The following is a 25,333-nucleotide window of genomic DNA, read 5'->3' as shown; positions in this document are numbered from 1 at the left end:
GGTCCCCCTCCCCTTCACCGGACCCATGCCACTCGGCGAAGGAGCATGCGCCTGCGCGGATTCAAGCGTGCCCTCACGGCAGTCGTGGCCTCGGCCGCCTTCGCGGGGGCGGGGATCGCGGCGGCTGAGGAGGAAGCCTTTCGGTCGTGACCGTCACGGCCATCGGCGAGGACGGGGGCCTCGTCCGCCCTCCTCTGCTTCTCGTACAGACCCGGATCAAAACGACGGAACAGGAGTCCGACCCCCATGACGTCCCATCGTCGCCCCAAGCAGCCGAGCCGCACGCGCGTGACCGTGCTGACCACCGCAGCAGCCGCCGCTGTCGCCCTGAGCGCGAACGCCGCGGACGCCACGCCCGCTCAGAAGCTCGGCAAGGGCGAGGTCAAGGCGAAGGTCGACACGCTCTACGAGCAGGCGGAGCAGGCCACGGAGAAGTACAACGGGGCCGACGAGAAGCAGCGGAAGCTGCAGAAGGAGATCTCCGCCGTCCAGGACAGCGTCGCCCGCGGCCAGCAGGAACTGAACGCGCTGCGCGACGGTCTGGGCTCGCTGGCCAGCGCCCAGTACCGCTCCGGAGGCATCGACCCTTCGGTGCAGCTCCTCCTCTCGTCGGCCCCGGACGACTTCCTCGCCAGGGCGTCCACCCTCGACCAGTTGAGCAGCCGGCAGGTCGACGCCCTGAGGAAGATCCAGAGCAAGCAGCGGGAACTCGCCCAGGAGCGCGCCGAAGCCACCGAGAAGCTCACGGATCTGGCCACCGCCCGCACCGAGCTGGGCAACAGGAAGAAGGAGATCCAGAGCAAGCTCGCCGAGGCACAGAAGCTGCTCAACACCCTGACCGCGAAGGAGAAGGCGGCCCTCGCCGCCGAGCAGCGGCGCGCCAGCCGCTCCTCCACCGAGCGGGTGCACCTCGGCCGCGACACTCCCGCGTCCGGCCGGGCCCGCGCCGCCTTCGCCGCCGCTCGGAGTCAGCTCGGCAAGCCCTATGTCCGCGGCGCCACCGGCCCCTCCTCGTACGACTGCTCGGGCCTGACCTCCTGGGCCTACGCCCAGGCCGACGTGTCCATACCCCGCACCTCCGAAGCCCAGTCGGGCATCGGGACGCGCCTCACGCGGAGTCAGCTCCAGGTGGGCGACCTGGTCTTCTTCTTCAACGACCTGCACCACGTGGGCCTGTACGCGGGCAACGGCCAGATCCTCCACGCCCCGCGCACGGGCACGGTCGTACGGTACGAGTCGATGGACACCATCGGCGGACCGTTCATGTTCGGTGTCCGCGTCTGACCTGACGAACCACCGGACAGGCCGCTTCGACATCGTCCTGTCCCGTCAAACCGCGCATCCCAGTGGCATGACCCGAGCAAGGTTTTCAGCGGGTGGATACGCTGAACTCGCCGGTGGCTCCCCGGACCAGGAAGTGGCCGCTTGCGCCGGCCGCCAGCAGACCGGCCACCATGACGATCAGGCTCAGTCCGGGCCCGGAGGACCAGTCGACGTGGGAGGCGCGGGCGGCCAGCACGACGGTCATGGCCAGGGCCGTACCGGGCAGGGACAGCAGGGCCGCGCGGGTGCGGTCGAGGTCGTCCTCGGCGAGGGAGCCGAGGACGCCCACGCCGAGGGCGAGGGCCCAGACGCCCAGGGCCTGCGCGTCCACGCGGCTGGTGTGCCAGGGGACGAAGTCGGCCCAGAAACCCGGCCGGACGAGCAGCCCGGTGCCGATGCCCAGCCAGGAGGAACCCAGCACCGCGAGCGGCGGCTTGGACCAGCCCGGCAGCGGGGTGGCGCGCGGCAGGGGCGGTCCGGGCCGGGTGAGGGCCTGTCCGGCCAGGCAGACGGCCGCCGCCACGCACAGCAGGCCGAGCGTGCACAGCCAGCCGAGGCTGAACAGCACGGAGACGATCGGGCCGCCGTCGGCGATGTACAGCCGGTGCGCGTTGAGCAGACTGACGGCGAACAGCCCCGCCAGCACGACGGCCAGCGGCAGGACGAGGGTGCGGGCCTGCTGCCAGGTGGCGGCACGGGCGAGCGCGAACAGTGCCGGAGCGGTGCCCAGCATGGCGGCACCGAGCAGTCCGGGGCTGAGCGGTTCCGGTGACGGCCAGGCCCCCAGGACGTGCCCGGTCAGCGCGACGGCCACGAGGACTCCCCCGACGAGCAGGTTGACGACCGCGACGGCGACGGCCAGCAGGGCCACACCGGGCGAGAGCGGCCGGCCCGGCGGGAGCACCGGCGGGACGGGCGGCGCCGTGGACGTCGGATCCGGTGCGGCGGCGGGGTCGGTGGGCTGGGCCATGACGGTTTCCGTTTCAGGGAGTTCGGCGATCGGGCGGCGGACGGTGCGGGGCCGGTCGCGGGCGTGCCGCGGACGCGCTCCGGGTGCCGGTCAGGGCACCGGGGTTGTCGTCGCGGCCACGGGCAGCCGGGCCGACTGGGCTCGTACGGCGACTTCACGGGCGTAGATCAGGCGCAGGCTGACCAGGACGGTGGCGCCGAAGGCCGTCATGCCGCAGCCGACGGCGACGCCCGCGGTCAGTGCGGTGAACCGGTCCAGCCCGAGGCTGTGTTCGCAGAGGAGGAGCGCGCCGGCGGAGAGCACGGGCGCCAGACAGAGGCCGACGAGATGGATCCGCCACTCCTCCCGCGCCCAGGGCCGGCCGGTGCGGCCCGCGCGCCGTGCGCCGAGTGCCATGACCGCGTAGGCCACGGCGTAGGGCAGCAGGTAGGCGACCAGCAGCCGCCGGCCGGCGGTGCCGTGGCCGGCGAGGGCACGCACGAGCCACGCCAGGGCGGCCGCGCCGGCCACCTGGGCCGCGGCGGTCACGGGCGGCGGAGCCCAGGAGCGGCCGAGGCCCTCGACCGTGTCCCGCCGGTCCCGGGCGCGGGAGGCGAGCAGGGCGCCGAACACGACGAGTGACCCGAGGTGCATGATCGCCACCCGGTTGATCTCCGTCATCGGCAGCCCCGGCAGCACCGCCGGCAGAGCGCCCCACTCCAGGCGCAGCAGCGGCGCGGTGAGGAGGTAGCCGTAGCAGAGGAGCAGCCAGCGCTGGTGGAGGTCGGAAAAGCCGCCCATCGCCGCGAGGATGCCGAGGGTGACGCTCAGGACGGTGCCGACGAGGATCGTGGCGAGGACGATCCAGAAGGCGGCCCCGCTGAAGGCGTCCCGGGGCGCGGTGCGGGCCAGGTAGAGACCGGCACCCGCCATGGAGGCGTAGACGGTGACCGCGAACAGGATGCCGAGGGCACGGTGCAGGCGTGCGCGGCGGCGCGCGGCCGTCAGCAGCTGCGCGGGGCCGAGCAGCATGAGCACTCCGCCGAGGACGGAGTGCACGATCATCGGGAGCAGGCTGTGGCGGTACGGGGCGACACGGGTCGCCAGCGCGTCGGCGACGTACCGCGGTGAGACGGTGTGCGCCAGCAGCCACCGGCCCGGCGCAGGGGCGCCGGGACGCGCGTACGACCACAGCTCCGTCATCGCGAAGGGCGCGTACCAGAGGCACACGACCGTCACGGTCACCATGGCGGCACGCCGCCAGGTGCTCGTCGTCCACGGACGCACGGCGCCCCCCTGTTCCCCGGCGGCTCGGCCCGCCCGCTGTCTCGGTCTCCCCCGCCATAGTCTCTTCTGGACTATCGGCGGGGTTACCGACGGTAGGGCCGGCCGCCGGTGAGGTCAACGGTCCGGTGCGCGTTCCTCCCGGCGACCGACCCACTCCCAGAACTCGGTCATCATCCGCTCGTACCGGATGCCGAACTCGAGCGCCTCCCGCTGCCCGGGGGCCAGCAACTCGCCGACGCCCTCCGCCAGTTCCTCGTACTCCCCCAAGGTGCGCCGGTGTTCGGCGAGTTGTGCGGGGACGAGCGCCTCGGGGCGGGCCCCGAACCACAGCTTCAGGATGCCGCGTTCCCGGGCCTCGACCGGGACGAACTCCGGGTCGGCGAGCCAGTCGTGCAGAGCGCGTCGGCCCGGGTCCGTCAGCGACAGCACCCGGCGGTTGCGCCCGCTCTCCTGCCGGACCTGGGCCAGCAGCCCGGCCGCGAGCAGCCGGTCGCACTGGGCGTAGACCTGCGCGTGCGGGACCGACCAGAACGGCGCGACGGTACGGCCCGCCTCCACTTTCACGTCGTACGGGCTGGCCTCCCCGAGCTTGTCGATGATGCCGAGGACCAGGAAGGACGAGGTGGTCAGCCGCACGTCAGCCATGGCGCCGACCGTACCGCCCCGCACGCGCTCCTGCGGGATCCGGGGGGAAGGCGGCTCGAGTCTCCGGCTGCCACTCGAACATCAGGATCGTGGCGTCGTCCCGCAGCCGGCTGTCCTGGGAGTCCAGCAGGGAGTGGATCAGGCGCCGGAGCGTCTCGGGGGCGATCTCGCCGGTGGCGCCGGCCCGGATGACGTAGTCCGCGAAGCGTTCGAGGCCGAGGAGTCTGCCGTCGGCCATCCGGGCCTCGGTGACACCGTCGGTGTGGAGCAGCACCCGGTCCCCGGGCCGGAGCCGTGTCTCGTGCACCCGGCGGTCCCGCGAGGAGAGCAGGGAGCGCAGGCCCATGGGCGGGTCGGCCTCGCGGGCCAGCGCGTCGGCGATCAGTTGCTGGTCGCGGATGAGGAGGGGCGCCGGGTGGCCGCAGTTGCTCCATTGCAGCAGGCCGGTGGCGAAGTCGAGCTGGGCGAGGATCCCGGTGCAGAACTGGTCCGGCAGCCACTGGGTGAGGGCCTGGTCCACTCCCTCCACCAGGGAGCGCGGATCGGCGTCCGTACGCCGGGCGTTGCGGCAGGCCGCCAGTGCGACCGCGCTGGTCAGCCCGGACAGCAGGTTGTGCCCCATGGCGTCCGGACGACGGCGTGCAGGGCACTCGTGGTCAGCGAGTGGTCGAAGGCGTCGCCGCCGATGTCGTAGGCGGGTCCCAGGACCGCCGTGGAGACGACCCGACCGTTGCCGATGGTGCGCGGCGGCAGGAAGGCCCGCAGCATCTCGGCGGGCAGGCGCATCGCCTCGGTACGGGTCCGCCGGACGAAGGAGTCCTGGCAGGACCGCTTCGAGGTGATCATCATCGCGAGCAGGGCGGCCATGGCCCGGCCCTGGCGCAGCGAGTCCGCGGTGAGGGACTGCGCGTGGACGGCGAGCACGCCGAGCCGTTCGGCGCCGTCGAGCAGCGGGAACCACGCCGTCATCCCGTGCCGGTCGGACTCCTCCACGCGCAGGGACCGGGTGCGGTAGCACCACCCGGCGAGCGAGGCGTCGATGGGCAGGCTCGCGGTCACGTCGGTCAGTGGTACGAGGTGCCGCTGCTACAGGTCGGCGAGGTAGACCACGGCGTGCCGCAGGCCCAGCGTCTTGGCGCAGGGGGCTACGGCGGTCGACAGGTCCAGCGTGCAGTGGGCGGGGTCGGCCAGGAATTCCTCCAGCGGCGCCCCGTTCGGTTCTGCCGTCACCACTCCCTCACCATCCAGGGTCCGGTCGTGTACCCAGCGGCCCCCTCCTCGCGCCCTGCACCGACAGGTCCGGGACGGACAGCTCCGCACCTGAGTATCCCGATGGGGCCGGTTGAGCACTCCCGCCCGTGTCCCGGCCTCCTCGAGGACCGGGCCCGTCGTGCCTTCGGAGCGGCTCGCCGACAGGCCGAGGAGACGACGGGCCGACGACGCGCCGGCGTTGCACCGACGCGCCGTGCCGGCGGTTTCCCGGCGACTCGCCGGAGCCTCTTCGACGGCCGTTCGACAGCCTTTCCGCCATGGCGGTGGCGAGGCCTCGCGTCCTGACCGCAGACGCTCGTCAGGCCGTGGTTACACGTGTAACGTCCTCGTCGCGCCGACGGTCCACGCACCGGCGGCCCCGCCCGGCCGACGACGGAAGGCCCCCGACATGACCTCCACAGCCCCCGCCCGGCTCGACACCGCCTGGCCGCCGCCCCCGTTCCTGGCCCCTCTCCCCGCCGTGACCGGCACCGACGGCGTGCGCCGCTTCCACGGGCTGAGCTACGCCACCTCGCCCGGCTACCGCCCGCGTCTGCTGGACGTCCACGTGCCGCCGGGCCGGGAGCGCGTACCGGCCGTCGTGTGGATCCACGGCGGCGGCTGGCTCGACGGCGACCGGCGCTATCCGCCGCCGACCGTGCCGGTGGAACTGCTGCACGGAGCCGTCCTCGGCGCCGGCCTGGCCCTGGTGAGCATCGACTACCGGCACAGCCTCGAAGCTCCCTTCCCCGCCCAGTTGCACGACGTCAAGGCCGCCATCCGGTACGTACGGCGGCACGCAGACGTCCTCGGCGTCGACGCCGGACGGATCGGCGCCTGGGGCGAGTCGGCCGGCGGCCATCTCGCCGCCCTCGCCGGTCTCGTCCGCGCCGGCGCCCACGGGTACGGACCCGAAGGGCTCGCAGGACTCGAGGGCCGGGAAGGCGTGCCCGACGGGGACAGCTCGGTGCGGGCCGTGGTCGACTGGTACGGCGTGTCCGACATCGAACCGCTGCTCGGACAGCCTCTGCCGGCGCTCGCCGCGCCGCCGGACGCGCCGCCGTATCCGCATCCGTTCGAGGCCCTGCTGGGCGGGCCCGCGGCCGAGCAGCGCGAACGGGCCCGCGCGGCCAGTCCCGTGACCTACGCGGCCGGCCCCACTCCGCCCCCGTTCCTCCTGGTCCACGGCCGCGAGGACGGGGTCGTCCCGTACCGCCAGAGCGAGGTGCTCGCCCGGGCGCTGGAGGAGGCGGGCGGGGACGTCGCACTGCGGCCCGTGGAGGGGGCCGACCACATCTTCCTCGGCTCGCCCGAGGTACCCGGCGTCGTCGCGGAGAGCGTCGACTTCCTACGCCGCAACCTGACCAGCCGGTGACCCCTTGCCCCCTTGACGGCCCGGTGCCCCTCGGCCCCCGGCGACCCCTCGACCGCTCCGATGGCCCTCTGTTCGATCGGCCGGCCCGACGCCCGCACAGGGACCACTCCCTGCACGCGGGCTGGATCGTCCCTGGCCGGAACGCGACGGCGTGCGGCCGCGCCCGAACGGCCCTGCCCCTTGCCGGACTTCGGCCCTGGGAGCGGGGACGGCCGTACGGGCGCCGGCCGCGTGAGGACGGCGGACCGGTCGGGCACTCAGCCGACGGCGAACTTCTTCAGCTGGTCCGTGGTGCCGTTGAAGCGGTCGTGGTCACCGACCGTCTTCCCCGTGGAGGTGTACTGCCACATCGTGTGGTACGACCAGCCCGCCGGCAGGGTGCCCACCGTCGAGGCGTAGCGCGCGACCCACAGCGGGTTGGTCGCCGCGAAGCCGGAGTAGTTGCCGGTGCACTGCGACCACCAGCTGGTGGCCGTGTAGATGACCGCGGCCCGGCCGGTGCGGGCCTTGTAGCGGTTCAGGAAGTCGCGGATCCAGCTGACCATGCCGCTCTTGGACTTGCCGTAGCAGGAGCCGCCGTAGGGGTTCCACTCGATGTCGAGGACGCCGGGGAGGGTCTTGGCGTCCTTCGACCAGCCGCCGCCGTGGTTCACGAAGTAGTCGGCCTGGGCGGCACCGCCGGCCGTGTCCGGGGTGGCGAAGTGGTACGAGCCGCGGATCATGCCGACGTCGTACGAGCCGTTGTACTGCTGGGTGAAGTAGGTGTTGGTGTAGTACGTCCCTTCGGTGGCCTTGGTGTACGCCCATCTGGTGCCGCTGCCCCACAGCGTCGACCAGGCGACGTTCCCCTGATGGCTGGCGACGTCCACGCCCTCGGTCTGGGAGGCGCGGGGCGCGGGAGGCGGTTCGCCCGTGGATCCGTCATGGGCGAGGACGCCGATGCCCATGTAGGCGCCGCCGCGCGTGAGTGAGCCCCCGGCCGGATTCGGCACGGCCAGGGGACTCGACAGGAACAGGAGCAGGCCGGTCAGAGTGCCGGTGAGGCACAGGCGGGACCGGCCGCGCATGGATATGGAGGTTCGCACGGGATCCATCTGACCCGGGGCCGGGTCGTTCCGCACCCCGGGTTCCGCCCAACGATGCCATCCGCGGCCGGTGTTAGCCCATGTGGGTGTCCGTCAGCCCTCGATCCGGTGCTGGGTCCAGAAGGAGGTCAGGTCCGTGCTCGTGGCGGCCTGGGCCGCCGCCTTGAACTCGGCCGTGGTGGACACGCCGTACCAGTGCGCGGTCGCGTAGTCCTTGAGCAGCTTGGCCATGGCGGTGTCGCCGAGGACGCGCCGCAGGTCGTGCAGGGCGCACTTGCCGTAGCCGTAGACGACGGTGGAGTAGCGCGAGGAGTGCGCGTCCCAGTAGGCCATCGAGTTGGTGATCTTCTCGGCGCTGGAGGCCCAGGACACGCTGCTCCAGCAGCCGCTGCCGGTCTTGCCGAGGGCGAGGTCGGTGGCGTAGTCGGTGAACGCCTCGTCCAGCCAGGGGTTGGTGTACTCGTCGTCGCCGACGATGCCGTACCACCACTGGTGGCCGATCTCGTGGGTGAGCGCGGTGGTGCTGACCAGGTCCAGGACGAAGCCGGGGTACTCCATGCCGCCGAACCAGTAGTTGTTGTCGATGACCGCGTCCAGCTCGCCGTACGGGTACGCGCCGAACCGGGCGGCGTGGGCGTCGACCGCGGTCCTGGCGGTGCTGAGCATCGACTGGGCGCTGGAGGAGCTGATCCCCGTGACGGAGTAGACGTTCACCGGGACGCCGCCGGACGAGGTGCCGGAGATCTTGGTGAAGGGACCGGCCGCCCAGGCGAAGTCACGGACCTTGCTCGCGGTGGCCGTGGTGACCGTGCGGCCGCTGGAGCCGGGCGTGTCCGTGGAGGTGCCGGTCGCCGGGACCAGCAGGCTGCTGGGATGGTCGAGGGTGACCTTGAAGTCGGCGGCCAGGGAGTAGAAGGACTCGCCGTTGTTGGTGTACGGGTCCAGGTGCCAGCCCGCGCTGTCGCGGACGGCGAGGACGGGCAGGGCGTTGCCGATGAAGCTGAACGCGCCGTCGTGGCCGAAGCGGTCGGCGCCGCTGGGCACGGTGATGCCCAGGTCGAAGCCGATGGTGGCGCTCTGGCCCTGGGCGAGCGGGCTCGGCAGGTCGATCTTCAGAGCGGTGCAGGCGACGGAGAGGGCGCCTGCGGTGCCGCCGGTGACGTTGCCGACCTTGATGGGTGGCGCGTCGCAGGTGCCGTGGTAGTTGTCCCACAGCCGCAGGTACACCTCACCGAGCGCGGCGGCGGAGGCGTTGGTGAACGTGACGCTCTCGTGGCCGGTCCAGACGGTGCCGCTCGCATCGCTGCTCAGGTTCACGGTGTAGCCGGGCGCGGCGGGGGTGCGGGTGGCGTCCGTGGTGGGCGGCGTGGTGCCGCCGGAGGTGTCGAGGGCGATGTCGTCCAGGACGAAGCTGGTCTGGAGACTGGAGTCCTCGCTTCCGGTGAAGGAGAGGTTCACGGTCTGGCCGGCGAACGCCGACACGTCGAGGGACTTCTGGACGTAGCCGGTGTTCTTGTCCAGGTTCGAGTAGGTGGCCAGGGTGGTGCTGCCGAGCTTGGCCGTGAGCTTGTCGTAGGCGACGGACGAGGTCGTCTCGGCCGTGTCGATGTGCAGCCAGAAGCTCAGGGTGGCGGTGCTGCATCCGGACGGGATGGTCACGCTCTGGGTGAGGGTGTCGGTGTGGGTGCCGCCGACGCCGTCCAGCCAGGCGTAGGAGCTGCCGCCGTGGGCGGTCTGTCCGGAGCGGCTGGTGATCACGGTGGACGAGGAGGCCGTCCACGGTGAAGTGCCGCTCTCGAAGCCGCCGTTGGTGACCGTCTGGGCCGGGGTGCAGGCGGCGGCGGGGGTGGTGGCGGGCTGGGCGGTGGCGAGGGTGCCGGGGAGGAAGAGGGCGCCCAGCGTGGCGACGGTGACCGCGCCTGCGCCGAGGGCCTTGTGGGGGGTCGATCTCACACGCTACTCCTTCTGCGGCGGCCGGGGTCCGGCCTGCTCGATGACCGCCCGGCCGGCTGGGGTGCGCCGGGGAGCGGTCCCGTACGGGGCTTGCGCGTTCGCTGTGCGGGAGGTGCGCCGCGTCCCTGTGGGTGGGGGCGCGGACTGCCGAAAGAGTGACAGATTTGTCCGGGGCATGCCAGACAGGGGGGTGCGGGGTGCGTGCCCGGCCGGTCCGGGGCCTCGCCCGCCGGGCCGGCGGGCGAGGCCCCGGGGTCAGGCGGAACGCAGCGTCACGAAGACGGCCCGCAGCCGGCTGTCGTCCGGGCCCGGCCAGCCGGTGGCGACATGACCGACGGCGCCCTGGGGCGGCAGCGGCGGGTTCTCGGCCACCGGGCCGAGGACGCGGTGGACCTCGAGGACCGTGCCGTCGGGCAGGGGCAGCCGCGTGCCGTTCTCGTCGTCGGCCGGCTCGGGGGTGAACCCCGCCGGGGCGAGCGGGGCACCGCGGTGGGAACGGGTCACCTCGTGGTCGGGCGTGTCGCTGACGCTCTGGGCCATCGCCTGCGCCCGGCCCTCGATCAGCGACAGCAACTCGGTCACCAGGACCGGGTCGTGGCAGCCGTCGTAGACCCAGCGCGTGCCCAGCACCCCGTGCTCCAGCGTGCCGACGAGCCCGTGCTCGGCGCCCTCCAGCGGCGCCCCGCGGTAGGTGAGGGGGGCCAGGTACGCCGTCCGCTCGGGGCCGGTGGTGTCGGTGACCACGATGAACTCGATGCCGACCTCGCCCTCGGGGTCGTCCAGCCGGAAGCCGCCGGACTTCTCCAGCACGGGAGCGGGGCCGCCGCGGTACCACGGGCGGGTCGGGAGCCAGTCGGTGAGCAGTTCGCTCTTCGTCGGCTTGAGGGTGGTGTGATGGATGACGGCCATGCCGGTCGGTGCCTCCCGTCGCACGGATGCGGAACGCCTCAGCCTTCCACACCGTCCCCGCCGGTCAGCGCCGGGGTCAACGTGTCCCAGGGGTTGGGCGGTTCGCCGGTCACCGGTCCGCACACCGCCGCGCCCCGCTCGTGCGCGGTGCGTACGGCGAGCGGGACGAGGGCCTCGGGGACGCCGTAGACCAGATGGCACAGCCGGTCGGGCGGATACCGTGCGGTCCAGGACGGCCGGGTGAACGCCGAGACGTAGGTGGTCCAGTGGCCCTCGAAGGTGACGGTCAGGTCGGCGAGGCGGGCGTAGCCGGGGGCCGGGTGGACCCCCGGGTTGAGGACGACGGTCCCGGCGCCGAGCCGGCGCAGCTCCCGGACCAGCCGGCGGCAGGCGGGCAGGCCCTCCGGGCCGGCGGTGACCTGGTCCAGGAAACAGCCGTCGGCCGCGTACCACGCCTGGTGCCGGCGCACCTCCTCGGCGATCCTCGCCCGGTCCCGGACGCCGTAGTCGGTGTCGACGTAGCCGAGCAGCCGGGCCCCGGCCGCACGCAGGGCCCGGGCCGCCGCGATGAACGCGGGGTCGGGGGCGGTGCCGGGGCCGCTCGCCGGGTTGAGGACGACGGCGTAGGTGCCGGACGCGGCCGCGATGAGCCGGTGCCAGGCGCCGGGGTCCTCGGCCGGGTGCACGTACAGCGGTACCAGCAGGCTCACGGCACCGGCTCCGTGGTGGCCGCCCACAGCGCGGCGAGAGCCTCGTCGAGGCTGTGCACCGGCCGCCAGCCCAGGGTCCGGGCCGCGGCGGAGATGTCCGAGCACTGCCAGGACACCGGCGCCGAGCGCGCCGAGCCGCCCGTCCTCTCCTCCAGCCTCCCGCGGAACCCCGCGTGCCGGGCCAGGCCGTACGCCACCTCCCGTACCGGGACGGCCGTGCCGCCGCTGATGTTGAGCACCGGGGGCAGCGGGTCGGGTGCGGTGACGGCGAACTCGACCGCCCGGGACACATCGCGCACGTCGACGAAGTCACGGTGGGCGGAGAGGTCCCCGAGGCGCAGCACCGCCTCGGGGTCCTGCCCGGCCGGACGGAGCAGCGCGGCGAGCCGACCGGGCAGGCCGGCGACCGGCGCCCCGGGGCCGACCGGGTTGCCGACCCGCAGTACCACCGCGTCCAGGGCGGCGGAGGTCACCGCGAGCGTGCCCGCCAGTTTGGTCGCGCCGTACGGTGTGACGGGGCAGGCGGGTGCCGACTCGCCGGCCGGCACGCCGGGGGTGCCCGGCCCGTACTCGGCGGCCGAGCCCAGGTGCACCAGGCGGGCCGTGGGAACCGCCTCGCACAGTGCCGCACAGAGCACGGCGGGGCCGCGGGCGTTGGCCTCGGCCAGGGTCACGGTGTCGCCCGCGGTGGCGCCCGCGCAGTTGACCACGGCGTCGGGGGCCGCCGCCGCCAGGGTGTCGGCGAGCCGCTCCGGCCGGTCGTGGGCGAGGTCGACGCCGAAGTCGGCGGTGGTACAGCGGCCGGCGGCGAGGACGTGCGCGCCCGGGAGGGCGCGCAGCCGCTCGGCCACATGGCGGCCCAGATACCCGGTGCCGCCCAGGACGAGAATGCGCATGTGGTACTCAGGCTCCCTTGAGCAGCAGGGACTTGCGGCTGGTGAACTCGGCGTTGGCCCGGTCGTAGTCGTCGGGGCGGCCGATGTCCAGCCAGTAGCCGTCGAACTCGTAGGCGTGCGGCGGGTTCCGTCTCTTCAGCAGGTCCAGGACGAGTTCGTCGAAGCCGAGCGGCAGGCCCGGCGTGTAGCCGTCCAGTGTCGCGCGGCTGAGGCCGTAGACGCCCATGGAGACCCGGTAGTCCATGCTGGGCTTCTCGGTGAACGCGACGACCTTGCTCGCGTCCGTGGTGAGCACACCGAAGTCGATGTGCACCTTGCGGGCGTAGGTGGCGATGGTGAGCGGCGCGCCCGACGCCTCGTGCCGGCGCAGCACGTCGGCGTAGTCCAGGTCGGTGAGGATGTCGCCGTTCATCACCAGGAACGTCTCGGGCAGCCGGTCTCTGAAGCCCAGCAGCGGGCCCATGGTGCCGAGCGGGCTCTCCTCGGTGGCGTAGTCGATGCTCATGCCCCACTGGGAACCGTCGCCGACGTAGGCGCGGATGATCTCGCCGAGGTGGCCTATCGCGATGGTGCAGCGGGTGAAGCCCGCGGTCGACAGCTGACGCAGCACGATCTCCAGGATGGCGTGCTGGTCGCCGATGGGGACGAGCGGCTTGGGCAGCGCGGTGGTGTAGGGCCGCAGCCGGACGCCCTTGCCTCCCGCCAGGATCACTGCGTGCATGGGGCTCCTCCTTCGTTGGGTGGGGGCCGTGCCGGACGGGTCAGATGTTGTAGATGCCGGTCTTGTAGCGGGCCAGATTCGCCGGGTCGCGGAAGAACTCCACCGTGTGGGCGAGCCCTTGCTCCAGGGTGTGCCCCGGCTGCCAGCCGGTGGCCGCGGTGAGCCGGGTGGCGTCGGCGACCAGCCGCATGACCTCCGAGGCAGCGGGCCGGATGCGCGCGGGGTCCTCGCGGACGTCGAGGGCGGTGTCCATGACCTTGCCGATCAGGGCGACGAGGTCGCCGACCGAGATCTCGCCGCCCGTGCCGGCGTTGAAGGTGCGGCCGACGACCTTCTCGGCGGGGGCGGATCCGACGGCGAGGAACGCCTGCGCGGTGTCCTTGACGAAGGTGAAGTCCCGGGTGGGACGCAGATCGCCGAGGGTGATGGTCCGCTCCCCCGCGGCCACCTGGCCGATGACGGTGGGGATGACCGCGCGCATCGACTGGCGCGGCCCGAAGGTGTTGAACGGGCGGAGGGTGACGACCGGCGTGCCGAAGCTGGCGTGGTAGCTGTCGGCGAGCCGGTCCCCGCCGGCCTTCGAGGCGGCGTACGGGGACTGGGTGTGGATGGGGTGGTCCTCGGTGATGGGCACGGTCCGCGCGGTGCCGTAGGTCTCGCTGGTGGAGGTGTGCACCAGCCGGGGCGTGCCCAGCGCCCTGACCGCCTCCAGGACGTTCAGGGTGCCGGTGACGTTGGTCTCCACGTAACTGTGCGGCGCCTGGTACGAGTACGGGATCGCGATCAGGGCGGCCAGGTGGTAGGCGACGTCGGCGCCGTCGAGCAGGCCGCGGACCGAGCCGGGGTCGCGGACGTCGCCGAGGACGATCTCCACGTGGTCCAGGACGTCCGGGGCGAGGGTCTCCAGCCAGCCGTAGGAGGAGAAGGAGTTGTACTGGGCCATGGCTCTGACCCGGTGCCCGGCGGCGACGAGGGCCTCGGTGAGGTGGGAGCCGATGAAGCCTTCGGCTCCGGTGACGGCGGCGAGCGGTACGGAGGTCAACTCGGGGGTCCTTCCGGTGGGTCGGTCGTGGTGGGTCGTGCGGGGACGGCGTCAGGCGTGCCGGGCGGGCCGGCCGAGCAGCCACAGCGTGTACGCCACCAGGCCCAGCACGGCGGCGCCGCAGCACAGCGGCAGGACGGCGGTGCCCGGCGGCAGCCGGAGCGGTGCGGTGGCGGCGATCGCGGCGGCGGCCAGGCAGATCACGGCCGGTGGCCAGGCGGCCCCGAACGCCTGGAGCAGCAGCGCGGTCCACAGGGTGGCCGCGAGCAGGAGGAGTGCGGCCGGTGCGGCTCCGGTGAGGTACGCGGCGGGCAGCAGCGGCAGCAGGTAGGCGAGCAGACAGCCGCCGAGGACGGCGGCGGAGCGCAGCAGGAACCCGGCGGGGGTGGCGGTGGCACGCAGCGCGGCCACGGACAGCCCCCGGTAGCGGTAGAGGAGCCACTCGGCGGGGCCCATGCTGACCGTCAGCACGATCACCGCGTACGGCTCGTGCCGCCCTTCGAGCAGGACCAGCACTCCGGCGGCCAGTCCGAACAGCCCGTACGGCAGGGACCACAGCAGCCGGGGGCGCTTGCCGTCGCCGCCGGCCGGGCCGGCGAGGCTCCCGCGCAGGGCGTGGCCGGTGGCCGCCACCGTGGCGAGCAGCGCCAGCAGTACCGTCCCGGTGCGCAGCGCGGTGCCGGGTGCCCACCAGGGCAGTACGGCGGCTCCCGCGATCAGCGGGGCGAGGGCGGCGAGCAGCAGCCGCTCGCGGGCCAGCACGAGCAGGACGCCGGCCGCCGCAAGGTACAGCGACTGGGCGGCCGCCGCCAGGAGCACCGGGGCGCTGCCGGCCAGCGGGGCGGAGACGGCCGTGGCGAGGGCCGCGCCCAGCGGCGCCCCGGTGAGCAGGGTGCGGCCGGCCTCCCGTCGGCCGGCCACCATCCGCAGGTGGGCGCGGTGGCCGAGTGCCTGGCCCCACGCCCAGGAGACGATCCCGGCGGCGATCAGCGCGGCGGCGTGCCGGCCGGGGTGCCACAGGGGGGCGGTGAGCAGGTAGGCGAGGCCCGGCAGGGCGAAGAGCACTCCGCGCAGCAGGCAGCGCACGGTGTCCGGGCGCCAGGGGTCGGCCGTCGGCGCCGGTTCCGGGAAGGTCCGGGGCACCTGTTCGTAGAGTGCGGCGGCCAGGGAGAACAGGTTCGGGTGGCCGTAGCGCTCCTTGATCTGTTCGGCGGTCAGGCCCTCGGCCTCCAGCAGGGCGGCCACCTCGTACGGATGGACGGCGGGACCGATGCGGTCGGCGAGGTCGGCGGCCAGCCGGCTCACCGCCTCGGGGTCGGGGCCGTGGCCGGGCAGCCGCAGGGCCAGCGTGTGGTCGTCACGGCGGGCGGGCGTCCCGGCGAGCCGCAGTGCGAGGGTGTCCTGTTCGGCGCCGCCCGGTTCGAGCGCCATGGGCCCGCTCATCCGGCCAGGCTCCCCGCGATGACCGGGAGGTCCTGCCCGTGCGTGGCCGGTGCGGTGAACGGCCGTGCGTGCGTGGGCAGTTCGAGGTATATGGCGCGGAAGGTGTCGATGGTCTGGCGCAGCGTGAACTGCTCGATGACGCGCAGTCGGGCCGCTTCTCCCATGCTCCTTCGCCGCTCGGCGTCGCCGAGCAGTTCCAGCGCCGCCGCCGCCATGCGGGCCGGGTCGCGCGGCGGGACCACGAGGCCGGTGTCGCCGACGGCCTCCCGGACACCGCCCACGTCGGTGGAGACGGTGGCCCGGCCGCAGGACATGGCCTCGATCAGGGTGAACGGGAAGCCCTCGCTGATGCTGGAGAGCATGACGACGTTCCCGGCCGCGTAGGCGTCCTTGATGTCCTCCACCCGGCCCTCGAAGGTGACGGCGTCCGCGTGCCCGAGTTCGGCGGCGAGGGCCTCGCAGCGTTCCCGGTAGGCCTCGCCGCCGCGGGGGGTGCCGCCGAAGAGCCGCAGCCGGGCCTCGGGGATCTCCTTGGCGACCAGGGCGAAGGCGCGGATCAGGGTCTCCAGGTCCTTGATGGGGTCGACGCGGCCGGCCCAGCTGAGGGTGGGCACGTCCGGTTCGGGGCCGGCGGGCGGGAAGGCGGCCGGGTCCACGCCGTTGTAGACGGTGCGGATGGCCGCCGGGTCGGCGCCGCCCTGCTCCTCCCAGAGCCGGTTGTAGCGGTTGCCCGGGGTGATCAGGGCCGCCCGGCGGTAGCTCTCCTCGGCCAGCAGCCGGAAGAAGCCGAGGACGACGGCCTTGACCGGCCAGCGGTACGGGGCGGTGCGGTAGCCGAGGTAACGTTCCCGCAGATAGACGCCGTGCTCGGTGAGCAGCAGCGGGACCTCGTAGCGCTCCAGTCCGGCGAGTCCGGGCAGCACGGCCACGCCGCCGCTGACCGCGTGGGCCACGCCGTGCCGGGGCGGGGGTGCGGCGAGCGGGCGCAGGGCGTGTTCCAGCAGAGCGGTGGCGGTGACCGCGTCGTGCAGGGTGGGCCTGGCCTCCCGGACGGCCAGTCCGGGGCGGTTCCACACCGAGGCGAGGATGGAGACGGCCTGGTCGCCGCGGAGGAACGGGCTGAGCGTGCCGTCGGCGGCGGCCCGGGCCATCGTGTACAGAGCGGGCGGGAAGTGCTGTTCGGCGTGCGGGTCGAGCAGCGCGGTCAGGAAGCGTTCGTAGGCGGCGGCGAGCCGGTTGCGGGCTCGGCCCCGGGGCGGGCGGCCCTCGGGGGGCGCTCCCCACATGGGCACGGAGAGCACGCTACGGACATGACCGGGCAGCTCCCACACGACGGGTTCGCGTCCGGTGCCGGTGACGGCGACGACGTCGAAGTCGAGGTCGGGCATGCCCTGGACGAGTTGGTCGCACCAGACGCTGACGCCGCCATGGCTGTGCGGGTAGGTGCCTTCGGTGAGCAGGGTGACGTGCGCCGCGCCGGAGGGGCGCGCGCCGTGCTGAACGTGCATCGATGGGGCTCCACGGCCGAGGTGTGGGGTGGTCGTGCGGGTCCCGGCCGCCGGTGGACGGCCGGGACCCGGGCCCGTACGGCCGGCTCCCGTCGCGAGGCGCGCGGAAGTCGCCGGACCGGCCCTGAGGTCGGTGCGTGGTTCAGCTGTCCGGGGTGTACGGAACCTGCTCGCTCACGCCCGCCGGGACCTTGGTGCGCGGAGCCGGGGCGGTGGCCGCGGTGGTGTGCGCGGTCGCGGCCGGTACGGCGGCGGATGCCGGCAGGGTGTAGGTGAGCGCGCTGCCGGTGGAGGCGGTCCAGCCGGAGAGGGCACCCGCGTAGGCGGTGCCGAAGGCGGAGCCGGCGCGGGTGGTGCCGGTGGGCAGGGTCGCCGGGACGGCGGTGCCGTTCGGTCCCTGCACGGTGACGGTGCCGCCGATGCGGTAGGCGGTGATCCGGCCGGCCTGCACGGCGGTCTTCCAGGCGGCGCGGCGCTGGAGTTCGGCGCCGATGTCCTTCATCCGCAGGTTCACCACCGGGGTGTCGTCCGCGAACAGGGCGGTGTAGCCGTCGAGGACGCCGTTCAGGACGGGGTAGGCGATGCGGTCCTCGGCGAGGTTGGACTGGTGGATGAAGTGCGGCTTGGGGTCGTTGGACAGCACATGGCCGAGGGCGATCCGGGTCTCCAGCGGCACGATGTAGCCGGTGTAGCCGGTGCCGGTGTCCAGGGGGGCGGACATGCAGGTGGTGGTCGCCGGGTTGTCCTCGCAGATGCCGCTGCCGCCCTGGGCGCGGCTGGTGTAGAGCCAGTTGTACTCGTCGACCTGTTCGGCGGCCCTGCCCGCGTTGTAGAAGACGTTCATCGGGTAGCGGGCGACCGTGGTGGCGGGGCCGACCTGGCGCTGCGCGGGGTCGCGGGAGTTGTCGGAGGCGAGCCAGGTGACGCCGTTGTCCGCGAGGGCGAGCGCCAGGTTGGGGTTGTCCGCGGGCTGCTGCGGCAGCAGCTTCAGGCCGGAGTGCTCGCCGGTGACCAGCTCGGCGTTGTCGAGCGGGAGTCCGGCGATCTGGCCCCAGACGCGGTTGGTGGCGATCTCGTAGTCGAGCGTGCTGCGGCTGACCCACTTGGTGCTGCCGTCGGCGTTGGTCTGGCACGTCCACGGCACGACGGTGACGTTCTGCTCGCAGCCGAGGAAGGCGTGCGTGTAGGTGTGGTTGACCCAGCGGAACCGGTTCCGGTCGGCGATCAGCTTGTCGGCGAGCTGGTCGACGCCGTCGTTGTCCTCGCGCTGGTCGACGCTGCCGGCACCGTTGTAGACCAGGTCGAGGGTGAAGTCGTGGCTGTTCTGCCAGGTGGTGGCGTAGTCGACGTCGGACGGGGTCATCCGGATGGGGTGGGGCGTGCCCGCGTCGCCCGAGCAGTCGACGTCGCCGGGGGTGCAGTTGAGCTGGGTGTCCCAGCGGTCGTCCGCGGCGAACACGTCGTCCACGTGGACGGCGAAGTAATTGCGGGAGGCGCCGAGGTGCACTCCGCCGGTCATCCATTCCACGATGCCGCGGGCCAGCAGCCGGAACTGCTGCTGGTACTGGTTGTAGACGAAGGTGACGACCAGTTCGCGCCGTCCGTCGTGACGGTACTCGCCGACCAGGGAGCCCTGCTGTGCGGTGCCGGGGATGGGTGCCTGCACGTACGGGGTGAAGTCCGCTCCCGGGGCGGGCGTCGACAGGTAGGCGTAACTCTCGCCGACGGTGGGCGAGTTGTCCTCGAACGGCACCGCGCCGTCGAGGTAGCCGAAGGGTCCGGCCTGACCGGCGGCGGTGACCTGGGCCTGGACGCCGTCGACGCTGCCCGAGTAGCCACCGGAGGTGGGGACCTGCAGGCCCGCCTGCGGGCGGGCGTAGGTGTAGGCGTCGACCTGCGGGATCGCGTACGTCTGTTCGTAGGCGGCGAGCGCGGTCATCTCGGCGCTGCCGGTCGCGAACGGGTTGTCGTTGGGCAGGACGACGGCCTGGAACTTGGCGCGGGGCCGGCCGTCGACGGTGTCGGCGAGGAAACCGGCATCGATGGTGGGGCGGTCGGAGCGCGTGAGGTCGACCTTCGTGTACGGCGTTCCGGCGGTGTCGAGTTCGGCGGCGATGGCGTCGGTGGCCGGACCACCGTCGCTCACCACCAGGACTCTGAGGTCGATGCGCGGTGCGGTGGCGTCGGCCTGTGCCGGCCCGGCCTGCAGGCCGAGCGCGGCGACGAGCGCCCCCACCGTGAGCGCGGTGGTGCGAATGGTCCGCTTCATGCGGTGAAGTCCCCTCCCCGGGCAGGGGTGAGCACGGCTCCCATGGAGCGGACGCACCCCCTCGCGCGACGCCGGCGTCCCCCTCAGAAGCCGGTCGTCGACGCTTCCGTCGCGTCACATGGTGATGGCTCTGTGTAGCTTTTGTGGTCGAGTTACGAAACCTGACGGAAAAGTGCAGGTGTCCAACCACATCCCGAAGCAACCTGATCGACTGTTTCACCGTCCGCGCCCTACGGGGGTCACGGCGGACGACCGGTTCCGCCGGCTGGTCCGGCCGCTGCACGACGCACCGGCGGGCCGTGGCGGCCCGCCGGGCGAGGTGTCGGGGTTCCGTTCCGTGCGGGAGCTGCGGCCGGCGGCTGATTCAAGTCATCCGCGCCACGGAACCGGGGAGTCCGTCAGGCGCAGAGCACCCGCGTCTCGGGCGTGTAGACGGGCCCGCCGTCGGTGTGCGAGCTGTCACTGAACTCGGCGTAGTAGTACGAGTAGAAGCCGATGTTGCCGTTGCAGCCGGAGTCGGCCGCGACCTGCAGCGTCAGCGTGACGGTGCGGCTCTGGCCGGGCGCGATGGTGGCGCCGTAGTTGCCGCCGAGGTTGCTCGGGCCGGTGCCGGAACAGGGGGTGCTGCCGCTCGCGGTGGCCAGGCTGCAGCCGGTGAAGCTGTACTTCAGGTCCGGACGCTGGGTCGTCAGCCAGGTCGGGTCGATCGTCTGGTACACGAACCAGATGTCGTAGGTCTTGTTGTTGGTGATCGTCATCGACAGCTTCACCGAGCCGCCGGGAGTGGTGGTGGCGCTGTCGGTGGCGAAGGACAGCGAGGCCGGCGCGGGGTCGGCGCTCGCGCTCGGGGCGAGACCGAACACGGCGAGGAGGAAGGCGAGGACGGCGGTGAGACCGAGGCGTCTCGGCAGAGGTGATCGCATGGCCCGGGAGGCTAGGCACGCGCCCGGCGCGGCGTCTGCCCCGCGGCACAGGGCACGATTACCGATCGGCCGAAAGTGATCGGCCTGTGAAGAAGCTGCGGACGGGTTGTGACGATGTGTCACGCATCGTATACGCGCACGCCGGACAGGGGTGAGGGACGGGGGCCGAGGGGCCTTCCGGAGGGAAGGTGTCCGAGTCGGCATTGGCGCGGACTGGATGTCCTCATGGCACTGGAACCAGGGCTACCGGTTGTGGCGGTGACTCCTTCTCGGCCAGCGAGCGGATTCCGGCCGGACTCCGGAAGGCGGGTGACACCGGGACAGGATGTCGCCGACAGGGGCCCGGAAGACCGGTGACGCCGGGAGAAGGCGGCGTCGCACGGGCGTCCGGAAGACCGGTGACGCCGGGACGGGGCGTCGGTCGGCCGTCCCGGCGTCGTCGGATGCGGTCAGCGGGGTGAGCGGACGTGTGCCCGCTCGAACGCGGCGAAGGCGGTCTCCTGACGCCATTCGAGGGCGGCCCTGGCGCTGTCCGCGAGCAGTCGCCGGCAGGCGGCGCCGCGCACGGGCAGGCCCGGGTGTTCGGCGCGGCAGGCCGCGACCGGGCGGTAGCCGGAGGCGGTGGGGTTGCCCTGCCACAGGCTCGCGCCCGGCAGGAACCCGTACTCCAGGGAGGCGCGGGCCAGGTCTTTCAGCTCCGGGTAGCCCAGCCCGTAGGTGGCGGAGGCGTAGCGGTACTCGTGGCCGATGTCGATGCGGGACACCCCGGGATCGTCGGTGGCCAGGACGATCGGGACGCCGTAGCGGCGGTAGGTGCCGAAGGGGTGGTCGCCGCCCTTGACGCCAAGGATCTGGGCGTTGCTGGAGAAGGGCACCTCCACGGCCACCTCGCGGTCCGCCATGGTGCGGGCGGTGCGCTGCCAGTCGTCCTCGTGGACGAGGTCGACGCCGTGCCCGACGCGCTCGGTGCGGGCGACGTCCACGGCCTCGCCGATGTGGAACGTCAGGTCCTCCGGCTTGACCAGTCCGGGCCACAGCTCGCCCGCGTGCAGGGTGACATGGGCCTTCGGGTACTGGGTGCGCAGATAGCCGACCATGCGCATCTGCAGACCGTAGTTGCGCAGGGAGCTGTCCCAGTCCTCGGGCTGGACGAGGTTCACCGCGACGAACCGGTGGTCGGCCCCGGCCAGCCGCATGCCCAGGGCGAGCTGGGTGAAGACCCGCTCCGGCGAACTGCCCCGGGACGCCTGGGAGATCCAGCGGACGGTGAGGCCACAGGCGGGCCGGGCCCGCTCGGTGCCGCAGTGCTCGGCGGCGCGGAACTCGGCGTCGCCCTCGTCGGCCTCCTTGCGGGCGTCGGCGACCAGCTTGTCCAGCTTGCCGTCCGCGAGCAGCTTGCGGTGCAGGGCGGCGAGGTCGTCGTCCCAGCCGACTTCGGCGGCGAGCTTCTTCGCGCCGTCGGAGGCGGGGGTGACCATCGTCTCCAGGTAGAACTGGTTGTTGCGTACGGCGGTGTCGGCGACCTCGGCGAGCAGCTTGCCCCGGTGCCGCCAGGTGACCTCGCCGAACCTGTCGAAGGTGGCGAAGAAATGGTCGTGCCCGTTCCGGTCGGGCGGGAAGCCCTCCATGGACCAGGCGCGGATCACCGCGTCGCGGAAGACCCGGTCGGTGCGCGCGTCGGCGGCCGGGCGGGTGCCGGCTCCGCAGGGCGCAGCGACGGCGGTGAGCGTCGCGGTGTCGATGCACAGCCCGTCCTCGGCGGCCAGCTCGATCAGGTACTCCGTGGACACCGCGCCGGAGAGGTGGTTGTGCAGGTCTCCGCCCTTGGGCAGCTGCCGGAAGAAGTCACGCAGGGCGGCGGGTCGGTCCCGCACGGACCGGAGATAGGCGTCCGTGCGCGCCTCCGCCGCCGTGCCCCGCCGGGGCGGCGGCGCGGCGGGCCGGTCGTCCCGGTGCGCGCTCTGGGCGGCGGCGGGCAGGGCGGACAGCAGGGACAGGACACTGAGGACGCCGAGCGCGGCCGGAACGACCCGGCGGCGCACGGCACTTCGACGATGCAGAGTCACAGGGGCATGATCACGGACGGATCACGACGACATGTACTGATCCAGCGGATATGGCCCAAGAGCACCCGACCGAGTGACATCCGCCCCTCACCGTGCCCCCTGCCACGAGACGGTCCGCGGCTCCTGGGGCTGCCGAGGCGTTGATGCGGTCACGGAAGCCTCGGGAGGCAGAGCACCTCCTCCATCGGCCGCACCGCGCGTGCTGCTCGTGGTCGATTCGGTGGCGGGGCGGCACTGACTCGGTCATGCCATCTCCCACAGCCCTTTGGCGAGCGCGGACAAACCACCGGCCAGGGCCAACGCGAAGATGAGCCGACGCACCCCGCGCTCTCGGACCGTGGGGGCAAGTGCCCTGCCGACGGCCGCGCCCACCACCATCGCCGCCACGGTCACCGCCCACAGGGACCCACTCAGTCGCGGGAAACCGTTGGCGGCCACGGAGAAGACGTTCACTGCGATGCCGTAAAATGGTGCATTCGGCACGAATTCATGGATCGGCCATCCCGCGTTCAAGGCGTACAGCGAGTAGGGCGACCCGCCGACACCAGCCGCGCAATTCGCGAGCACCACCCCCTGCGCCGGCCCCAGCACCAGAACGAGCACGGGGACCGCGATGAGCGCAAAGCCCATGCCCGTGAGCCACTGCACCGAAGCGGCCACCCTCATCGGGCGCCTCGGTTCGACGACCGACGGCGAGGTCGCGCCCGACGTCCGAAAGCCGGAGGTGATCTTCAGCCAGGATGCATTCGGCCTGCCCGCGCTTCGATCGCACTCAGGGCGACAGGGCGCACCGCATCACGGAAGAACTACGTGGCCGGCTCTGGGCGGTGCGAGGCGAGCGCGGTACGCATGAGGCGGCGGGCGCGGGGCGCCGCGCGTTCGTCGCCGAGGAGCTGGATCTCCTGGTTGGCGGCCATGGCGAGGCCGGTCAGAAGGGATACGAGGTCCTCGGGGTCGAGATCAGGGTCGAGGTCGCCGCTGGTTTGCGCATGTGTGATCTGCTCGGCCAGGAAGCCGCGCCAGCGGACAACCACGTCCTGGAGGCGGGTGCGCAACTCGCCCGGTTGTCCGTCGAGTTCGCAGGATGCCGCCGTGACGAAGCATCCGTTGGGGAACGGACTGTCGGCCAGGTAGGCGCACCATGCGTCGATCACGGCGTGCAGGCACTGCAGGCCCGGGCCGGTGGCGCGGGCGGGCGCCACCACCGCCGCCGTGAACATCTCCCCGATGCACTACGACGGTTTCCACTCCGACTTCTACAGCACGCAGCCCCATGAGCTCGCGCGCTTCCTCGACGCGACCGCCGGCGAGGCCTACGAGGTCCTCACCCCCGGCATCGGCGAGGAACTGACCCTCTGACCCACCGCCGCCCCCCGTTGTGCCCTCAGCGGTCCTGCACAAGGGGCTTGGTCTTCGGGCCCGGCATGGCCGGACGCCGACCGGCCCGATCGCGGGGGGGGAACCGCTCGCCCGGGACCCGGGCATGCGCCGCTCCTTCGAGGGTATGTGAGCTGCGACTTCGTACGTCGGCGATCGCCAAGGAGGCGGCACACATGCTCATGGCACACCCCGCGGTACTGAAGGACCTCATCGCCCAGTACGAGGCCCTCACTCTGCTCGGGGCCGAGGAGAGCACCCCCCAGGCCCGGCAGCGGCTCGCGGACGTGTCCTACACGCTGTGCGTGGCCACCGGCACCCGGGACGTCGACATGGCCCTGATCGCCGCCCGCCACCGCCTCTCGGGGGCCCGCCCGGAGGACGACTCCCTGCTGCAGACGCCCGCGGCGTACCTGCCCGCACCGCAGGCCGCCACCGCGCACGCCACCGCGGCACAGACCTCCGCGCTCCAGGCGTCCGCGCCGGTGGAGCAGGCGTCCGGGCTCTGACACCGGTCCCGCCCGCGGGGTGGTCGTCCGCCCCGTCCTCCTGAACTCGTCGCCTCCGGCTTCTGGCCGACGAGACCTACCGGACGGTATACAAGCCCCGTCCCACGCACGAGGACGGCTCTTCGGTGCCGTCACCGCGCGCCGCGATGGTCACAGGGGGAGGATCCATGACGTACGACACGTGTTCCGTGGGCGGGACGGGAGGCCGGCGGTGGCCCGCGGTGCTCGGAGCGGCGCTGGGCGGCTGTGCTCTCGTCGCCGCCGGAACGGCGCCGGCCGTGGCCCACTCCGCCGGACACGGCCGCGAGACCGCCTACGTGGCGCTCGGCGACTCCTACACCTCGGGCCCCGGCATCCCGCGCCAGGTGGACGCCGCCTGCGGGCGTTCGGACCACAACTATCCCTCGCTGGTGGCGGCACGGGAACGTGTTGCCGCATTCACCGACGTGAGCTGCGGCGGGGCAACGACGGCCGAGATGTGGCAGACGCAGGGCTCGCACCCGCCCCAGCTCGACGCCCTGGACCGGCACACGGATCTGGTGACCCTCCAGATCGGCGGCAACGACGTGGGGTTCGGCTCCGTCATCGGCACCTGCGCCCGCCTCGCCGCCCAGGACCCGGCGGGCAACCCCTGCGAGCGCTCCTACAAGGCGTCCGGCCTCGACCGGTTGGCCCTCGCCGTCGCACGGACCGCGCCCAAGGTCGACCGGGTGCTGCGGGCCGTGCGCGCCCGGGCACCGCACGCCCGGGTGGTCGTCGTCGGCTACCCGGATTTGCTGCCCGACGACGGCAGCGGCTGCTTCCCGCAAGCCCCGTTCGCGCGGAAGGACTTCCCCTACCTCCGGGACACCGAGAAGCGGCTGAACCTGATGCTGCGGCTGGTGGCGGGCGTGAACCGGGCCGAGTACGTGGACACCTACGGCCCCACGGTCGGCCGCGACATGTGCAAGGCACCCGGGGACCGCTGGATCGAGCCGTTGCAGCCCGCCTCCCCCGCGGCCCCGGCCCACCCCAACGCGCAGGGGGAAGCGGCGATGGCGCGAGCCGTGCTGGACCGGCTGGAGCGGGGACGGAACTGAGCCGGGCGGCCTC

25 protein-coding genes are annotated in these 25,333 nt (G+C 73.0%); 5 read left to right on the top strand and 20 right to left on the bottom strand.

The window, feature by feature from the left end; genetic code table 11:
• Window positions 1-246: 246 nt before the first annotated feature.
• Window positions 247-1,284: a C40 family peptidase gene (locus ACZ7KF_RS35470; RefSeq protein WP_471084633.1), complete on the top strand. Its 1,038-nt coding sequence runs from the start codon at window positions 247-249 to the stop codon at window positions 1,282-1,284.
• A gap of 85 nt (window positions 1,285-1,369) precedes the next feature.
• Here ACZ7KF_RS35470 and ACZ7KF_RS35465 read toward each other — a convergent pair whose 3' ends face one another.
• From ACZ7KF_RS35465 to ACZ7KF_RS35440, 6 genes are all read right to left on the bottom strand, one after another.
• Complete coding sequence (locus tag ACZ7KF_RS35465; protein WP_471084630.1) at window positions 1,370-2,293, bottom strand: hypothetical protein; 924 nt, start codon at window positions 2,291-2,293, stop codon at window positions 1,370-1,372.
• 90 nt (window positions 2,294-2,383) lie between these two features.
• A complete protein-coding gene (locus tag ACZ7KF_RS35460; RefSeq protein ID WP_471084627.1) occupies window positions 2,384-3,559 on the bottom strand; it encodes a DUF2306 domain-containing protein in 1,176 nt (391 codons plus the stop codon).
• Between the two features lie 114 nt (window positions 3,560-3,673).
• Complete coding sequence (locus tag ACZ7KF_RS35455; protein WP_471084624.1) at window positions 3,674-4,204, bottom strand: PadR family transcriptional regulator; 531 nt, start codon at window positions 4,202-4,204, stop codon at window positions 3,674-3,676.
• A complete protein-coding gene (locus ACZ7KF_RS35450) occupies window positions 4,197-4,826 on the bottom strand; it encodes a PP2C family protein-serine/threonine phosphatase (protein WP_471084621.1) in 630 nt (209 codons plus the stop codon). The genes ACZ7KF_RS35455 and ACZ7KF_RS35450 overlap by 8 nt, the downstream gene beginning before the upstream one ends.
• Window positions 4,799-5,263, bottom strand: a complete 465-nt coding sequence (locus ACZ7KF_RS35445) for a hypothetical protein (RefSeq protein WP_471084618.1) — start codon at window positions 5,261-5,263, stop codon at window positions 4,799-4,801. Before ACZ7KF_RS35445 ends, ACZ7KF_RS35450 begins: the two co-directional genes overlap by 28 nt.
• A gap of 27 nt (window positions 5,264-5,290) precedes the next feature.
• Entirely contained in the window at window positions 5,291-5,434 is a 144-nt protein-coding gene (locus ACZ7KF_RS35440) for a hypothetical protein (protein WP_471084615.1), read from the bottom strand.
• A gap of 430 nt (window positions 5,435-5,864) precedes the next feature.
• Here ACZ7KF_RS35440 and ACZ7KF_RS35435 point away from each other — a divergent pair, with 430 nt between their 5' ends.
• Window positions 5,865-6,830: an alpha/beta hydrolase fold domain-containing protein gene (locus ACZ7KF_RS35435; RefSeq protein WP_471084612.1), complete on the top strand. Its 966-nt coding sequence runs from the start codon at window positions 5,865-5,867 to the stop codon at window positions 6,828-6,830.
• A 257-nt stretch (window positions 6,831-7,087) separates the two neighbouring features.
• Here the strand turns inward: ACZ7KF_RS35435 and ACZ7KF_RS35430 are convergent, their stop codons facing one another.
• From ACZ7KF_RS35430 to ACZ7KF_RS35365, 14 genes are all read right to left on the bottom strand, one after another.
• Window positions 7,088-7,924 carry a lysozyme gene (locus tag ACZ7KF_RS35430; RefSeq protein ID WP_471084609.1) on the bottom strand — a complete coding sequence of 279 codons (837 nt, stop codon included), beginning with the start codon at window positions 7,922-7,924 and terminating at the stop codon, window positions 7,088-7,090.
• An 84-nt stretch (window positions 7,925-8,008) separates the two neighbouring features.
• Window positions 8,009-9,868: a M1 family metallopeptidase gene (locus ACZ7KF_RS35425; RefSeq protein WP_471084606.1), complete on the bottom strand. Its 1,860-nt coding sequence runs from the start codon at window positions 9,866-9,868 to the stop codon at window positions 8,009-8,011.
• 255 nt (window positions 9,869-10,123) lie between these two features.
• Window positions 10,124-10,777 (bottom strand): maltokinase N-terminal cap-like domain-containing protein, encoded by a 654-nt coding sequence (locus ACZ7KF_RS35420; RefSeq protein ID WP_471084603.1) that lies wholly within the window; start codon window positions 10,775-10,777, stop codon window positions 10,124-10,126.
• A 38-nt stretch (window positions 10,778-10,815) separates the two neighbouring features.
• Window positions 10,816-11,487 carry a spherulation-specific family 4 protein gene (locus ACZ7KF_RS35415; protein WP_471084600.1) on the bottom strand — a complete coding sequence of 224 codons (672 nt, stop codon included), beginning with the start codon at window positions 11,485-11,487 and terminating at the stop codon, window positions 10,816-10,818.
• Entirely contained in the window at window positions 11,484-12,383 is a 900-nt protein-coding gene (locus ACZ7KF_RS35410) for an NAD-dependent epimerase/dehydratase family protein (RefSeq protein WP_471084597.1), read from the bottom strand. Before ACZ7KF_RS35410 ends, ACZ7KF_RS35415 begins: the two co-directional genes overlap by 4 nt.
• Before the next feature lie 7 nt (window positions 12,384-12,390).
• Window positions 12,391-13,104 (bottom strand): nucleotidyltransferase family protein, encoded by a 714-nt coding sequence (locus ACZ7KF_RS35405; protein ID WP_471084594.1) that lies wholly within the window; start codon window positions 13,102-13,104, stop codon window positions 12,391-12,393.
• 40 nt (window positions 13,105-13,144) lie between these two features.
• Window positions 13,145-14,146 (bottom strand): GDP-mannose 4,6-dehydratase, encoded by a 1,002-nt coding sequence (locus ACZ7KF_RS35400; RefSeq protein WP_471084591.1) that lies wholly within the window; start codon window positions 14,144-14,146, stop codon window positions 13,145-13,147.
• 51 nt (window positions 14,147-14,197) lie between these two features.
• Window positions 14,198-15,589, bottom strand: coding sequence for a hypothetical protein (locus ACZ7KF_RS35395; protein ID WP_471084588.1), 1,392 nt, complete (start codon window positions 15,587-15,589; stop codon window positions 14,198-14,200).
• Window positions 15,586-17,097, bottom strand: a complete 1,512-nt coding sequence (pelF, locus tag ACZ7KF_RS35390; protein WP_471084585.1) for a GT4 family glycosyltransferase PelF — start codon at window positions 17,095-17,097, stop codon at window positions 15,586-15,588. Before pelF ends, ACZ7KF_RS35395 begins: the two co-directional genes overlap by 4 nt.
• A 142-nt stretch (window positions 17,098-17,239) precedes the next feature.
• Window positions 17,240-19,366 (bottom strand): hypothetical protein, encoded by a 2,127-nt coding sequence (locus tag ACZ7KF_RS35385; RefSeq protein WP_471084582.1) that lies wholly within the window; start codon window positions 19,364-19,366, stop codon window positions 17,240-17,242.
• Window positions 19,367-19,764: 398 nt separating this feature from the next.
• Window positions 19,765-20,289, bottom strand: coding sequence for a hypothetical protein (locus tag ACZ7KF_RS35380; RefSeq protein WP_471084580.1), 525 nt, complete (start codon window positions 20,287-20,289; stop codon window positions 19,765-19,767).
• A gap of 449 nt (window positions 20,290-20,738) precedes the next feature.
• Window positions 20,739-22,355 (bottom strand): adenosine deaminase family protein, encoded by a 1,617-nt coding sequence (locus tag ACZ7KF_RS35375; protein ID WP_471084577.1) that lies wholly within the window; start codon window positions 22,353-22,355, stop codon window positions 20,739-20,741.
• A 243-nt stretch (window positions 22,356-22,598) separates the two neighbouring features.
• Entirely contained in the window at window positions 22,599-22,985 is a 387-nt protein-coding gene (locus ACZ7KF_RS35370) for a hypothetical protein (RefSeq protein ID WP_471084778.1), read from the bottom strand.
• Window positions 22,986-23,161: 176 nt separating this feature from the next.
• Window positions 23,162-23,575 carry a TetR family transcriptional regulator C-terminal domain-containing protein gene (locus tag ACZ7KF_RS35365; RefSeq protein WP_471084574.1) on the bottom strand — a complete coding sequence of 138 codons (414 nt, stop codon included), beginning with the start codon at window positions 23,573-23,575 and terminating at the stop codon, window positions 23,162-23,164.
• Between ACZ7KF_RS35365 and ACZ7KF_RS35360 the strand changes: the two genes are divergently transcribed.
• The 3 genes from ACZ7KF_RS35360 to ACZ7KF_RS35350 all read left to right on the top strand — a co-directional run bounded on the left by ACZ7KF_RS35360 (window position 23,568) and on the right by ACZ7KF_RS35350 (window position 25,320).
• Window positions 23,568-23,714, top strand: a complete 147-nt coding sequence (locus ACZ7KF_RS35360; RefSeq protein ID WP_471084571.1) for a hypothetical protein — start codon at window positions 23,568-23,570, stop codon at window positions 23,712-23,714. The two genes, ACZ7KF_RS35365 and ACZ7KF_RS35360, sit on opposite strands and share 8 nt — an antisense overlap.
• A 194-nt stretch (window positions 23,715-23,908) precedes the next feature.
• Window positions 23,909-24,241, top strand: a complete 333-nt coding sequence (locus tag ACZ7KF_RS35355) for a DUF5133 domain-containing protein (RefSeq protein WP_471084568.1) — start codon at window positions 23,909-23,911, stop codon at window positions 24,239-24,241.
• A 167-nt stretch (window positions 24,242-24,408) separates the two neighbouring features.
• On the top strand, window positions 24,409-25,320 hold the full coding sequence (locus tag ACZ7KF_RS35350; protein WP_471084565.1) for an SGNH/GDSL hydrolase family protein: 912 nt from the start codon (window positions 24,409-24,411) through the stop codon (window positions 25,318-25,320).
• Window positions 25,321-25,333: the final 13 nt, after the last annotated feature.

It is taken from the genome of Streptomyces sp. NPDC038200 (assembly GCF_055600785.1).
The sequence above is the reverse complement of the archived record's forward strand: the minus strand, read 5'-3'. Positions and strand labels throughout refer to the sequence as shown.

Bases quoted from the DNA above. Each gene is read 5' to 3' on its own strand.
- ACZ7KF_RS35470 (WP_471084633.1), top strand. From the start codon at position 247: ATGACGTCCCATCGTCGCCCCAAGCAGCCGAGCCGCACGCGCGTGACC.
- ACZ7KF_RS35465 (WP_471084630.1), bottom strand. From the start codon at position 2,293: ATGGCCCAGCCCACCGACCCCGCCGCCGCACCGGATCCGACGTCCACG.
- ACZ7KF_RS35455 (WP_471084624.1), bottom strand. From the start codon at position 4,204: ATGGCTGACGTGCGGCTGACCACCTCGTCCTTCCTGGTCCTCGGCATC.
- ACZ7KF_RS35450 (WP_471084621.1), bottom strand. From the start codon at position 4,826: ATGGGGCACAACCTGCTGTCCGGGCTGACCAGCGCGGTCGCACTGGCG.
- ACZ7KF_RS35435 (WP_471084612.1), top strand. From the start codon at position 5,865: ATGACCTCCACAGCCCCCGCCCGGCTCGACACCGCCTGGCCGCCGCCC.
- ACZ7KF_RS35430 (WP_471084609.1), bottom strand. From the start codon at position 7,924: ATGGATCCCGTGCGAACCTCCATATCCATGCGCGGCCGGTCCCGCCTG.
- ACZ7KF_RS35420 (WP_471084603.1), bottom strand. From the start codon at position 10,777: ATGGCCGTCATCCATCACACCACCCTCAAGCCGACGAAGAGCGAACTG.
- ACZ7KF_RS35410 (WP_471084597.1), bottom strand. From the start codon at position 12,383: ATGCGCATTCTCGTCCTGGGCGGCACCGGGTATCTGGGCCGCCATGTG.
- ACZ7KF_RS35405 (WP_471084594.1), bottom strand. From the start codon at position 13,104: ATGCACGCAGTGATCCTGGCGGGAGGCAAGGGCGTCCGGCTGCGGCCC.
- ACZ7KF_RS35395 (WP_471084588.1), bottom strand. From the start codon at position 15,589: ATGAGCGGGCCCATGGCGCTCGAACCGGGCGGCGCCGAACAGGACACC.
- pelF (WP_471084585.1), bottom strand. From the start codon at position 17,097: ATGCACGTTCAGCACGGCGCGCGCCCCTCCGGCGCGGCGCACGTCACC.
- ACZ7KF_RS35385 (WP_471084582.1), bottom strand. From the start codon at position 19,366: ATGAAGCGGACCATTCGCACCACCGCGCTCACGGTGGGGGCGCTCGTC.
- ACZ7KF_RS35380 (WP_471084580.1), bottom strand. From the start codon at position 20,289: ATGCGATCACCTCTGCCGAGACGCCTCGGTCTCACCGCCGTCCTCGCC.
- ACZ7KF_RS35370 (WP_471084778.1), bottom strand. From the start codon at position 22,985: ATGGGCTTTGCGCTCATCGCGGTCCCCGTGCTCGTTCTGGTGCTGGGG.
- ACZ7KF_RS35365 (WP_471084574.1), bottom strand. From the start codon at position 23,575: ATGTTCACGGCGGCGGTGGTGGCGCCCGCCCGCGCCACCGGCCCGGGC.
- ACZ7KF_RS35355 (WP_471084568.1), top strand. From the start codon at position 23,909: ATGCTCATGGCACACCCCGCGGTACTGAAGGACCTCATCGCCCAGTAC.
- ACZ7KF_RS35350 (WP_471084565.1), top strand. From the start codon at position 24,409: ATGACGTACGACACGTGTTCCGTGGGCGGGACGGGAGGCCGGCGGTGG.